The sequence below is a fragment of the Chryseomicrobium imtechense genome (assembly GCF_041475995.1).
Classification (GTDB): Bacteria; Bacillota; Bacilli; order Bacillales_A; family Planococcaceae; genus Chryseomicrobium; species Chryseomicrobium aureum.
Genome location: NZ_JBGOBM010000002.1, coordinates 173,753 through 186,666, shown reverse-complemented (window position 1 = coordinate 186,666; position 12,914 = coordinate 173,753). Strand labels below are relative to the sequence as shown.

Below are 12,914 nucleotides of genomic sequence, written 5' to 3'. Positions count from 1 at the left end.
TCTTAATACTCATCGTCACGGAAACCGTAATCGCGCAATTGATTAGACTTATTGCGCCAGTCTTTTTGAACTTTTACCCAAAGCTCTAAAAATACTTTTGAACCAAGAAGCATTTCAATGTCTTGACGCGCTTTTGTTCCGATGTCTTTAAGAAGCGCTCCTCGTTTACCGATGACGATTCCTTTTTGAGAATCTCGTTCTACTACAATCGTTGCAGAGACATTGATTAATTCTTTCCCCTCTTCTTTTCGTATCTGCTCGATGACAACTGCGATTGAATGAGGAATTTCTTCACGTGTTACATGCAATACTTTCTCACGAATCAATTCCGAAATAATAAAACGTTCTGGGTGGTCAGTTACTTGATCAGCTGGATAATACTGAGGTCCTTCCGGTAAGTAGCTTTCGATTGTAGACAGTAGACGATCTATATTGTTTCCTTGCAGTGCTGAGATGGGTACGATTTCCGCAAATTTGTATTCATTTTTATAAGAATCAATGATTCCAAATAGTTCATCTGGATGTACTTCGTCAATTTTATTAATCACTAAAAATACAGGTGTTTGATTACCTTCTAGTAGTTCCATAATCATTTTGTCCCCAGATCCAATGGGCTCAGTTGCATTGACCATGAACATGATGACGTCTACTTCTTTCATCGTGTTCTTTGCAACTTTCATCATAAAATCACCCAGTTTATGCTTAGGTTTGTGCATACCTGGTGTATCAATAAAGATCATTTGGCTCGTATCTTGTGTCAAAACACCTTGCACTTTATTGCGAGTTGTCTGTGGTTTGTCACTCATGATAGCGATCTTTTGACCGATGACTCGATTTAAGAATGTCGACTTTCCTACGTTTGGTCGACCAATGATCGAGATAAAGCCTGATTTAAATTTTGATTCCATACTAAAAAATTCCTCCGTTCATTCCTCTCTAACTGATCACTTCAATTAGTTTTGGAATGTATAGTATACACCCAATTGCTAGTGCACCGCACGCATAAATGAGACATGCGCCTGCCGCAATGTCTTTTATCTGTCCTGCCCTCTCATCCCATTCAGGCTGCACGAAATCAACTAAACGCTCAACTGCAGTGTTGACCAACTCTAGTGCAATCATTCCACTTATGGTCAGGACAAGGACCACCCACTCTAAAGCGGAAAACTGAAGAATGAAAGCACCAGCAATCGTTCCGATAGCCGCTACAATATGAAACTTTAAGTGACGCTCCAACTTGGTTGCACGAAAAATCCCTTGCCATGCATTTTGGAATGACTTTACTTCACGTCGCATACGCTTACTCAGTTGTGCGAGGTAAGCCGAACTCAGTTAAATAGTGTTCTTGTTTGGCAAACATCTCACGTTCGTCTTGTTCTGTCATATGGTCATATCCAAGTAAATGCAAAAGTCCATGAGCTGCTAAAAATGCTAGCTCTCGTTCAAAACTGTGGCCATACTCGATAGCTTGCTCTCTGCCACGATCTACTGAGATAATGATGTCACCTAGAAGGATTGGTTCTTCGCCAATAATCTGGATTTCCCCATCCCCTTGCTCTTGCATCGCAAATGAGATGACGTCTGTCACTGCATCTTTGCCCCTGTAAGTTTTATTGATCTCTTGAATCTCTTCATTGGTCACAAAGGACACAGAGAGTTCGGCATCTTGAGCAACGGATTCTTTATCTGCAATAAATAGCAATACATCTTCCACTAACTGCAACGTCTTTTCATCCGCCGCATTTTGCTCATTTTGAAAATCGACAATCATTTTTTGTCCTCCTCTGGATATTGAATACGCTCATGATAAAACCCTTTTAATGTTGTACATATACTTTGTTTTACAATTTGTAAGTCTTTCATTGAAATATCACATTCATCGAATTGCCCATCATTCACACGATTCTTGATAATCGAATCAACAAGTTTCATTATCTTTTCACTATCGGGTTGTTTCATAGAACGAACTGCTGCTTCTACACTGTCAGCTATCGAAATAACAGCTGCTTCTTTTGTTTGAGGTTTTGGTCCTTCATAGCGGAAATCCGCTTCTATACATGTCTCGTCGTGTTGCTTAGCTTTATGATAAAAGAATTTAATACATGTTGTCCCATGATGTTGAAGTGCAACGTCTACGATTGCCTTAGGTATTCGGTTTTGCATCAATAAGGCTGCCCCATCTGTCGTGTGTTCACGAATTATTGAGGCACTAGTTTCTGGCGGGAGACTGTCGTGGGGGTTATACCCATTGGTTTGATTTTCAATGAAAAACCCAGGTCTTCTTGTCTTGCCAATATCATGATAATAACAAGCTACACGCGCAAACAGACCATTTGCTCCGATTGCTTCGCAAGCTGCTTCCGAAAGGTTTGCGACCATAACACTGTGATGGTAAGTACCCGGCGTTTCCATTAACAACTTTTTTAGAAGTGGATGCCCAGGATTCGCAAGTTCGAATAATTTCATTGTAGACAAAATGCCAAAAGCTGATTCAAAGAACGGCAATGTACCAAATGTGAACGCTCCGGAAATTAAACCTGATAATAGTGCGAGACCTAATGAAAGTAATGAATAATTTAAAGTCAATGCGCTTGTTGAGAGTAACAAATAAGCAAGCATAAAGAGAGCATTCGTTGCCGCAACTATACCACTTGCTTTTAATATTGGAGCACTTCCTGATAGGAACTTAAAGGCGAATATACCTGAAAGACCACCAATCAATGTATAAAGTGCTACATCGGTTTGTAAAAAAGTCGTGAAGTCTTCTCTGAAAATATATCCTGACAGTAACGCATTTGCGATTAGTGAAATATAGGCAAGGCGTTCGCTCGTCAACAGATAAACTGTCATGGCAACAAATCCTGTTGGAAATAAAAATGCAAGTGAGATTGTGAAATTATCATCAATCATAGAGGTCAATACCATTAAGATTGATGCAACAAGTATCACAACAAGTGCCACCGTCAACCAAGTGAGTCGTGTTTTACGCGTAGCTTTTGTTAAATGGATAGCGCAGTATACCATAGCTACCGCTAAGAAAATTAACACAGCTAGACCAAAGTAAGATTTGTATTGGACAGTATCTTCAATCATTCCAGTCAATTCAAGTTGGCGATAAATTTCACGGTCGACATACTGGCCTTGTTGCACCAGTAGTTGTCCTTGTAAAATTCTTGTAGGTTCTACTGCATTGACAGCTTGTTGAATACGTTGTTCAGTCAATTCTTCATCTAAAAATTCTGTTTCAATGATCGCAACAGCCATGATTTTTGTGAGAATTGTTTCAAAGTTAGTTGGAAATGGCAAACGTTCTAGTAGACGAGATGCGGCTTCTTCTCGTGCTACAGTTAATTGAGGACCACGAATAGGTTGATTTAGCGCTGTAGCCACTTCATCGGTTACAACCTCTTCTGCGGTTGTAAGAGTCGATGCAGGTTGGTTCAGTAATATGGATAGTTCTTCATCACTCAGTCGTTCAACAAGTTCGTTTGATAACGCTTCTAATTCTACTTTTAGTTGTTGAACGGGTGGTTGTTCACTATCTTCAGACAGTGCTTCTTGCTTCACCACTAAGATTGTTTCAAACACAGAAGAAGTCCATGCGGCTTGGTTATCGCTAGCTTCTTCTTGAAACACATAAACTGGATCAACTGACTCTCGAGCAGCTAGTCGATCCTGTTCAGTTTTTAAAGGATCTTCCACCGTTTTGGTGGAACGAATCGTTTCAGGAGACAATTGGAAACGCTCGATTGTATATGTATTTTCATTCGTTATAAATGAGAGCAAGACAAACAATACTACTGCCATCACTAATGTTACAGATGCAAAAACACCTTTTTTATCATGTACGGTTTGTAAAAAAGAAAGAATCCGGTTCACAAGCACCCCTCCATCTTCCATAAGTATACCATGTAAAAAGCAGTAGTCGAAACCGACTACTGCCCTTCTTCATACGCTTGTATTATTTTTGCGACCAATGGATGACGTACAACGTCCCCTTGCTCTAAATAATGGAAATCAATCCCTTTTACTGTTTTCAACATTGATTCTGCAATCATTAGACCCGATTTCGTATTTTTCGGAAGGTCAATTTGTGTCTTATCACCCGTGATGACCATTTTAGAGCCAAACCCTAGGCGTGTTAAAAACATTTTCATTTGGGCAGGTGTCGTATTCTGTGCTTCATCTAATATGACAAACGCATCATCTAATGTTCTACCACGCATATAGGCTAAAGGTGCGATTTCAATAACACCACGTTCAATAAGGCGTTCGGTTTGTTCTGCTCCTATGACATCATGAAGTGCATCATAAAGTGGACGTAGATACGGATCTACTTTTTCTTTTAAATCGCCTGGCAAGAAGCCTAAACTTTCGCCGGCTTCTACGGCTGGACGAGTTAAAATGATACGCTTGACATGTCCGTTTTTAAGAGCTTGCGAAGCCATTACAACAGCTAGATAGGTTTTCCCTGTTCCAGCTGGTCCGATTCCAAACGTCAAATCAAAATTCTTAATGCCTTTGACATAGGCTCTTTGACCGATTGATTTTGCTCGAATAACTTTTCCTTTTACAGTACGAGCAATCTCTTCCTCGTAAAGGCGAACAAAATAATCCATTGTTCCTGCGTTTGCCATTTCAAGAGCAGCAACCACGTCACGCTCATTTACTTGAATACCTTTACGAATCAATTCTAGTAAAGCGTTCACTACACTATGCGCCTTTTTAACAGCTTCTTCCTCGCCAACAATTAAAAACGTGTCGCCACGCGCGATTAGCTGGACCGAAAAGTTTTCTTCAATAAGCGCAAAGTTTTTATCCCCATTACCATGAAGCTGCGCCGCTTCTGCAGGGTCATTCACTTTGATTTCGAGTTTTTCTTCAGTCATTTACTATCTCCTTAAGGTACTCCGTTTTCGCGATGTTGCCATGTAAGTTGACTAGTACCTTACCTCTTACTTTACCATTATTATTTTGCAAATGTAAAACCTTTACACCGAGTATTTTCACATCTTCATCACTCTCCGAAACAAACTGTCTCAAAAGCTCAGTAATGTGACTCGATTCAAGCTTGAAATTCTTTTTCGTAGTGGTGGCCTCAAACTCTAGTTCTCTCCAAAACGTTCCATAAATCTTGCCCTTTTCTAGCTTCCCACCTGAATTGGGCCGTGCAAGAACAGTGCCCTTCTTGACAACATCTTTTCTTACGACAAGAGCCTCGCCTTCCACTAAATAAACACGCTCCACTTGAACATTGTAGTTCGCACCAAACACTTCACCTTCCGGCCAGGCATGAGGTTCTACAAGGTTCGGTGCAGATACCACTTGAAGTTGAACGGTTGATTTGATAAGGAGATACAAGGATAGACTCATTTCTACATAGTGAGGATTCAACAAAAAAACACCCCTCTCTTACATATGACTATGTAAGAGAGCAGGTGTTCAGACTAGCGTCTTTTTGAAATTGGTGGTGCAAGCACTTCTGATAGAACAATGGCCTGTGCCAATTGTTCTTTTGAATCAATCAGCTTTTTTACCGGTATTTCCTTCATTGGTTGTTCTTTTGGTTTATTGTGAGCAGACAAACGACCAGGACGTGATTGACCGATTTCACCAGCTGCAATGACTGGATCTACTTTAGCGACCCGCTCAGGTCGAATCGTTTGAGGCCGACTTTGAGAAGATCGTTCTCGAACTTCAGTTTCGGCCTGCTTCACAACTTCCTTCACTTTGGGAGGAATCTTTTCTTCATTCTGCTCAAGCATCTGTCTCGTCCAGTCCTCTAATTCTTTTAAAGAACGAGGGCGAGCAGGTTGTTGTTGACTCGCTTGTCTAGTTTGAGCCGGTTGCGATGTTTGAGTTGGTTCTTTTTGTCTCACTGGAGGTGGAGTTTCTTGACTTGCTTTTTTCTTGCTGCCAAAAAACGAACTGATAATTAGCGACAAGACAATTAGCAATAATCCTTCCATGTCCGCTCCTCCCTTCTACTCGAACTTACGAGTTTGTCGGATTGTCTTTGCTATCATCTTTTCCAACTTTGCTGATAGAATCACGCATGGATGTATCGGCTTGGATATTCTTGTAGTTCATGTAATCCATCACACCGATGTTTCCATCTTTTAAAGCGTCTGCCATTGCAAGTGGAACTTGTGATTCCGCTTCAACAACTTTCGCGCGCATTTCTTCTACGCGAGCTTTCATCTCTTGCTCTGTAGCTACGGCCATTGCACGACGCTCTTCGGCTTTAGCTTGTGCAATTTTCTTATCTGCTTCAGCTTGCTCTGTTTGTAGTTCAGCACCGATGTTTTTGCCGATATCAACGTCCGCGATATCAATCGATAGAATTTCAAATGCTGTACCTGAATCAAGACCTTTAGATAGTACGGTTTGAGAAATCATATCTGGGTTTTCAAGTACTTTTTTGTGATTTTCTGAAGAACCAATAGTACTTACAATCCCCTCACCAACACGAGCAACGATTGTTTCCTCACCAGCACCCCCGACAAGACGGTCGATGTTTGCACGAACTGTAATTCGCGCTTTCGCTTTTACTTCAATCCCGTCCATCGCAACACCCGCGATAAATGGCGTTTCAATTACTTTTGGATTAACAGACATCTGTACTGCTTCTAATACATCACGACCTGCTAAGTCAATTGCTGCAGCTCGTTCAAATGATAACTCAATGTTTGCACGGTGTGCTGCAATTAGAGCATTTACTACGCGGTCAACATTACCACCCGCAAGGTAGTGACTCTCTAGTTGGTTGATCTGAACGTCAAGACCCGCTTTATGTGCTTTAATTAACGGATTAACAATTCGGTTTGGAATAACGCGACGTAAACGCATCCCGATTAGTGTGAAAATACTGATTCGTACGCCTGCAGCTAGTGCGGAAATCCATAACGTGACAGGTACGAAAGTGAAAAATACGGCAAGGAATAAAAATACGATAACAATCGCTGCTACCAAGCCTACAATTCCAAAGCTTTCTATCATTACATTTCCTCCTCTTTCAGTTCACGAACTACTATTCGTGATCCTTCTACTTTTCGGATGATTACTTTTTTGTTGCGGTCAATAAAATTCCCTTCAGAAACCGCATCCAATCGCTCATCACCAATAACAATAGTACCAGATGGACGAAGTGGTGTTAAGGTGTCTGCTGTAGATCCAACTAATTCTCTTCGTTCTATAGACGAGACATACCCTCTCTCCGTAGACGTTGAGTCACTTAAAATTATTTTATTAAACAATTTTAATCTTCTTCCAAAAAACTTCATAATGATCACCATTCCTATAATCGCAACTCCAAGTGCAATTAAAATTGAGATACTAATTTGTGTCATATCTGCCCCTGCTAAATAAAGGCTTCCGATGATCGCTATCCCTCCAAGTACACCACTGATACCAAAGGGGAGGAAAATCTCTGCAATCAACAAGATGACGCCTAGAGCAAATAAAAGCATCGCTTCATACCCCGCAAGCCCAGCAATCATGTGCCCGTAGAAAAACAGCATTAAAGCACTCAAGCCCGCAATTCCTGGCAGACCAAATCCTGGCGAGTAGAGTTCAAGCACTAGTCCTAGACTTCCGATGGAGAGCAAAATTGGAACAACAATCGGGTTTGTAACGAATCGGGCTAGTTTGACCAAGAAAGATTCTTCTACTGAGACGACCTCTGCATCTGCGAGACCAACTGCATCTAATACTTCATCTAATGAATTGACAATACCTTCTGCATACCCAACCTCTAAAGCTTCACTTGCTGATAGAGTCAGAAGTTCTCCGGCATCCACACCAAGTTCCGGAATCTCTAAAGACTCATCCACCATAGCCAGTGCATAGACAGGATTACGTCCAGAGTATTCCGCGGCGTTTCGCATGGAAGCTGCCCAGGCACTGCGCGCTTTTTCATCAGCAGCATTTCCAGTTTGATCAATGACAGCCGCTGCTCCCATTGTAGCATTCGGTGACATGTAAATCTCTTCTGCGTAAAGCGCTAAGAATGCTCCGGCAGATAATGCTCGGTTATTGATAAAGAGATAAATTGGAATGTCCTCGGTATCAGCCATTAGCTTTGCAATATTTTCTGCTTCGTCTACAAGTCCACCGGGCGTATTCATTTCAATAATAATAGCTTCTGCGTTAGCTTCTTCCGCTTCTTCAATAGATTGTGCTAGAAATGTGTATAGCGCCTTTTCTACGACATCATCTAATGGAATACGGTAAACGGTTTCATTTTGAGCAGCAACGGAAAAAAGTGGCAAGAGGAGTCCAAGTAAAAGTGAGAGGACCCATACAATTCGCAATTTTTTCACCTTTTCACCCCACTTTCTCGATCTGTCTACCTGCTTCTACGATTATCATACCGAAAAGTTTCATACGCATGCATGTTTTTTGATTGTATTAGCCGGAAATTATATGAGTTGAGGCAGAAATGTGTCTTTGGTCTTGGATAACGCCGTTTTAGATAGTTTAGTAGAATCAATCTCTGGCGTTACGGTAGTGAGTTCTAGGGGGAGCATACCGAAGCCTCCTCTTGGCATACGAGAAGCTTGCACTTCTCGCCTCCACTGTAATTAGATGTGGAGCCGACTGTTCAGAAATTGTGCAAGATGACAGCGGAGCCCGTGAAGCGCTCTTTGCTTCATGGCATGCGATGGCATCTTGCGGGATTTCTAGGAGGTGCAACTCGATTCCATTTAGATTAATAGACCGTCACCCCAAGAACTCACTACCTTCTCTTGTCGATTGAATCAAGCCACTAAATGAACCAAGTCGCACCTCCACTACACTCAAACTAAGTAGTAGAAATAAGGGGTTTCATTGTAAAATATCGCCTCTAAGAAGAATCGAATGAAGCTGAGCGCTCGTTCATCGGATGAATTGAGGATTTATTCTACCGAAACTACAATTTATTCTACCGAAACTACAATTTATTCTACCCAAAACAAATTTGTTCTACCGAAGTCATATTATGGAAACTATTTCAAGATCAACGCCCAAATTTTCAAACAGTTAAATGGATTAATTGAGAAATCCCGGAAGCTAGGTCGTCATTTCCCGGGTCATCAGGATTTTCCCGAGACCCGGTAACGAAGATGAAAGTGCTCTCCTTTCAGCTTACGTGGGGAGGCTCGGGGAAATCCTCCCAGGAAATGGCGGCCTGGGTGGAGGGATTCCCTGCCAAGAAGTGGAAAATGGTGACAGGCACCTAGTGCAAAATTAAAAACCCGCAAGCTCCAAAAGGAACTTGCGGGTTTGTGTTCGATTTAATCATCAAGTGTTAGTAACGCAGGGATGCATCGGGAAGATTACCACTTACGTTTACGCGCAGCTTCTGATTTCTTTTTACGTTTTACGCTTGGTTTTTCATAAAACTCGCGCTTTCGTACCTCTTGAATAGTACCGCTTTTAGAAACAGTACGTTTGAAGCGTCGAAGAGCATCCTCAAGCGATTCGTTTTTGCGAACGACAGTTTTTGACATCTCTCTTTCCCTCCCTCCGAACACACATCAAAGCACATAACAACAAAGTTATGTTACCTAAAAATTATAGCGTATCCAGCAAGAAACGTCAACTAGTGCTACAAAATATTAGTAATCAGAATCGCTCTTTTTACCTTCCATAATTAACACACCAGAACTTGCTCCAATACGAGTCGCTCCAGCTTCCACCATTGTATTGAAATCTTCGATACTACGAACGCCGCCTGATGCTTTAACTTCAAGGTCATCACCAACAGTTTTCTTCATAAGTGCAACGTCTTCTGCAGTTGCGCCACCTGTAGAGAATCCTGTAGATGTTTTCACAAAGTCAGCGCCAGCATTTTTTGAAAGTTGAGAAGCTAGTACGATTTCGTCTTTCGTAAGTAGGCATGTTTCAAGAATCACTTTAACGATTGCTTTGCCTTTAGCTGCTTCAACAACTGCTTCGATGTCTTTTTGTACTTCTTCTGTCAAACCTGATTTTAATGCACCTACGTTTAAAACCATATCGATTTCAGTAGCACCTTTTGCGATGGCATCTTTTGTTTCGAATGCCTTTACATCAGTAGTTGATGCACCTAGTGGGAATCCGATAACCGTACAAACTTTTACAGGGCTATCTGTCAAAAGTTCCGCTGCAAATGCAACCCATGTCGGGTTTACACATACAGATGCAAATTCGTATTTTGCCGCTTCTTGGCAAAGAACTTCGATTTGAGATTTTGTCGCGTCTTGTTTTAGTAATGTATGATCAATGTATGATGCTGTTGATTTTTTCATCAATAGACACTCCTTTAAATTGAGTTGTACGTACCTCTTCATCATAAGCAATTTAATTGGAAATAGCAAGGTAGAGTTCTAGATGTGGAGCCGACTGGTCAGAAATGTTGCGAGAAGACAGCGTGGACCGTGAAGCGTTTTTTGCTTCATGGGCCGCGATGGCTTCTTGCGGGATTTCTAGGAGGCGCAACTCGATTTCACTTAGATGTGGAGAACGCCACTCTATACGTTGAGTTTCACTGCGGGGCTGCTTTCCGTGGGGCGCTGCGTGAGCTTCCTCGTCACATGCTCCTACGGGATCTCACGTCAGACTGGAATCCCACTGGAGTCAACCCCTCCATTCCACTCAACTTTAGTTTTAGATGTGGAGCCGACTGGTCAGAAATGTTGCGAGAAGACAGCGTGGACTGTGAAGCGTTTTTTGCTTCATGGGCCGCGATGGCTTCTTGCGGGATTTCTAGGAGGCGCAACTCGATTTCATTAAAAGTCGAAGATTATTTCAAATGATAAGAAAACGCCGCTTCCGAATTGGAAGTGGCGTTACTTGGTCTTATAGGGCGACAAAATTTTCTTCTAAAACACGAACAAATTGACCTTCATTGTATGGATAGCCGGCTTTCGTGATTTTCACTTTCACTAACTGACCAATCAGCTCTTCTGTTCCAGGAATAACAACTTTTAAATAGTTATCTGTATACCCGACAACGAAGTCTCCAGGCGTATCTGATTGATAGCGCTCTTCTGGGATGATTTCTAACACTTCGTCTTCATAGCTCGACGCATACTCTTTTGCAAGTTGGTCGTTTAAAGTGATCAAGCGATGCACACGCTCATTTTTGATGTCTTCGTCTACTTGATTGTCCATGCGAGCTGCAGGTGTTCCAGTACGTTTAGAGTAGGGGAATACATGCAATTCTGAGAAACGGTGTGTACGAATAAATTCGTACGTTTCCATAAACTCTTCTTCTGTTTCGCCTGGGAATCCAACGATAACGTCCGATGTGATAGCTAAATCTGGCAAAGCTTTGCGCAACTCGATTAAACGGTCTGCGAAAAATGCCATCGTATATTTACGACGCATACGCTTCAATACGGTATCCGAGCCAGACTGAATCGGAATATGTAAATGGCGTACAACAATTTTAGATTCTTTCAAAACTGCAATGACCTCGTCTGTTAATTGACTCGCCTCAATGGAACTGATGCGAAGTCTTTTTAGGCCTGTCACTTGTGATTCCAAGTCACGAAGAAGCTGAGCTAAATTGTAATCTTTTAAGTCTTCTCCGTAACCACCTGTATGGATACCTGTCAAAACGATTTCTTTATAGCCTGCTGCTACAAGTTGTTTTGCTTGATTCACCACTTCTTCTGGATCACGTGAACGAATTAAACCACGCGCCCAGGGAATGATACAGAATGTGCAGAAGTTGTTGCAGCCTTCTTGGATTTTTAGCGAAGCGCGCGTACGATCAGTAAAGTTCGGGACATCTAATTCTTCATACACACGATTTTTCATGATATTGCCTACCGCATTGATCGGTTGACGCTCGACTTTGTATTGTTCAATGTAATCTAGCATTTTTCTGCGATCTTGTGTTCCTACAACAATATCAACGCCTGGAATAGCCATGATTTCTGCAGGAGACGTTTGTGCATAACAACCGGTTACACAGATGACAGCATCCGGATTTTGTCGAATTGCACGGCGGATCACTTGACGACTCTTTTTGTCCCCCGTGTTCGTTACCGTACATGTATTGATCACATACACGTCTGACTGTTTATCAAACTCTGTTCGTTCATAGTTTTGTTCTTTGAAAAGTTGCCAAATTGCCTCTGTCTCGTAATGATTTACTTTACATCCGAGCGTATGGAATGCTACTGAAGCCATAGTAGCCACCTCTTTCATTCATATTCATAGGAAATTGCAGCTAGTGCATATAATGGAGCTGTTTCTGCACGAAGTATGCGAGGACCCAGTGTTACGGCAGATGCACCGTTTTCGACAAGGCGTTCCACCTCATGGCGTGCAAGTCCACCTTCAGGTCCAAATACGAGCAGTATCGACTTATTATCATACACCGTTTTGATGTGGTCTGCAAACCGGATGCGCTCTGATTTTTTCGCTTCTTCTTCATCGCAAATCAACACAACATCAAATGTTTCAGACACTTTTACAAGATCTTTGAACGAAAGCAGTGAGTGGACATGCGGAATCACTGTTCGATGACTTTGTTCGGCCGCTTCTTTCGCAATCTTTTCAAATCGTTCTTGTTTTTTTGTCCATTTTTTCGCTTCCCATTTTACAATCGAGCGGTCTGCCTCAAAAGGAATAAACCCAGTCATTCCAAGCTCTGTAGCTTTTTGAATGACTAGGTCTAGTTTATCCCCTTTAGGAAGACCGCATGCTATTGTCACATCAACCGGAAGTTCAACCTCTCGCTCGACTGCTTCTTGTACCTGCACAGTTACTCCTTCATCTCCTAAAGAAGTAATGGACGCTACATAAGCTTTTTTATCTGCCACGATAATCACTTGATCGTTTTCTTTCATGCGCATCACACGTGCGATGTGACGGGCATCGTCTCCAGTAATTACCGCAGTAGGATAGTCGAGTGAATCGACAAAATACCGTTGCATGCC

Annotated in this window: 13 protein-coding genes; all 13 read right to left on the bottom strand. The window is 41.9% G+C overall.

Translation table 11 applies throughout. From position 1 onward, the window contains the following. Positions 1 to 2 precede the first annotated feature (2 nt). The 13 genes from era to AB5N96_RS02515 all read right to left on the bottom strand — a co-directional run bounded on the left by era (position 3) and on the right by AB5N96_RS02515 (position 12,911). Positions 3 to 908: a GTPase Era gene (gene era, locus AB5N96_RS02575; protein WP_204591871.1), complete on the bottom strand. Its 906-nt coding sequence runs from the start codon at positions 906 to 908 to the stop codon at positions 3 to 5. A gap of 28 nt (positions 909 to 936) precedes the next feature. Beyond that, positions 937 to 1,296 carry a diacylglycerol kinase family protein gene (locus tag AB5N96_RS02570; RefSeq protein ID WP_499704578.1) on the bottom strand — a complete coding sequence of 120 codons (360 nt, stop codon included), beginning with the start codon at positions 1,294 to 1,296 and terminating at the stop codon, positions 937 to 939. Positions 1,297 to 1,300: 4 nt separating this feature from the next. Next, complete coding sequence (gene ybeY / locus AB5N96_RS02565) at positions 1,301 to 1,771, bottom strand: rRNA maturation RNase YbeY (RefSeq protein ID WP_499704577.1); 471 nt, start codon at positions 1,769 to 1,771, stop codon at positions 1,301 to 1,303. Then, entirely contained in the window at positions 1,768 to 3,879 is a 2,112-nt protein-coding gene (locus AB5N96_RS02560) for an HD family phosphohydrolase (protein WP_499704576.1), read from the bottom strand. Before AB5N96_RS02560 ends, ybeY begins: the two co-directional genes overlap by 4 nt. A gap of 56 nt (positions 3,880 to 3,935) precedes the next feature. Continuing rightward, positions 3,936 to 4,889: a PhoH family protein gene (locus AB5N96_RS02555; RefSeq protein ID WP_499704575.1), complete on the bottom strand. Its 954-nt coding sequence runs from the start codon at positions 4,887 to 4,889 to the stop codon at positions 3,936 to 3,938. Further along, positions 4,882 to 5,397, bottom strand: coding sequence for a hypothetical protein (locus tag AB5N96_RS02550; protein WP_499704574.1), 516 nt, complete (start codon positions 5,395 to 5,397; stop codon positions 4,882 to 4,884). Before AB5N96_RS02550 ends, AB5N96_RS02555 begins: the two co-directional genes overlap by 8 nt. A 50-nt stretch (positions 5,398 to 5,447) precedes the next feature. Next, positions 5,448 to 5,969 (bottom strand): hypothetical protein, encoded by a 522-nt coding sequence (locus AB5N96_RS02545; RefSeq protein ID WP_499704573.1) that lies wholly within the window; start codon positions 5,967 to 5,969, stop codon positions 5,448 to 5,450. Between the two features lie 25 nt (positions 5,970 to 5,994). Next, the gene (gene floA / locus AB5N96_RS02540; RefSeq protein ID WP_499704572.1) at positions 5,995 to 6,999 is read right to left on the bottom strand and encodes a flotillin-like protein FloA; all 1,005 of its coding nucleotides are present in this window, start codon (positions 6,997 to 6,999) and stop codon (positions 5,995 to 5,997) included. Next, positions 6,999 to 8,321 carry an NfeD family protein gene (locus tag AB5N96_RS02535; protein WP_499704571.1) on the bottom strand — a complete coding sequence of 441 codons (1,323 nt, stop codon included), beginning with the start codon at positions 8,319 to 8,321 and terminating at the stop codon, positions 6,999 to 7,001. Before AB5N96_RS02535 ends, floA begins: the two co-directional genes overlap by 1 nt. 996 nt (positions 8,322 to 9,317) lie before the next feature. Beyond that, a complete protein-coding gene (gene rpsU, locus AB5N96_RS02530; RefSeq protein WP_004227078.1) occupies positions 9,318 to 9,491 on the bottom strand; it encodes a 30S ribosomal protein S21 in 174 nt (57 codons plus the stop codon). A gap of 108 nt (positions 9,492 to 9,599) precedes the next feature. Next, positions 9,600 to 10,271, bottom strand: a complete 672-nt coding sequence (gene deoC, locus AB5N96_RS02525) for a deoxyribose-phosphate aldolase (RefSeq protein ID WP_204591854.1) — start codon at positions 10,269 to 10,271, stop codon at positions 9,600 to 9,602. Between the two features lie 550 nt (positions 10,272 to 10,821). After that, a complete protein-coding gene (mtaB, locus tag AB5N96_RS02520; RefSeq protein ID WP_499704570.1) occupies positions 10,822 to 12,162 on the bottom strand; it encodes a tRNA (N(6)-L-threonylcarbamoyladenosine(37)-C(2))-methylthiotransferase MtaB in 1,341 nt (446 codons plus the stop codon). Between the two features lie 14 nt (positions 12,163 to 12,176). After that, complete coding sequence (locus AB5N96_RS02515) at positions 12,177 to 12,911, bottom strand: 16S rRNA (uracil(1498)-N(3))-methyltransferase (RefSeq protein ID WP_204590206.1); 735 nt, start codon at positions 12,909 to 12,911, stop codon at positions 12,177 to 12,179. Between the last annotated feature and the right edge of the window lie 3 nt (positions 12,912 to 12,914).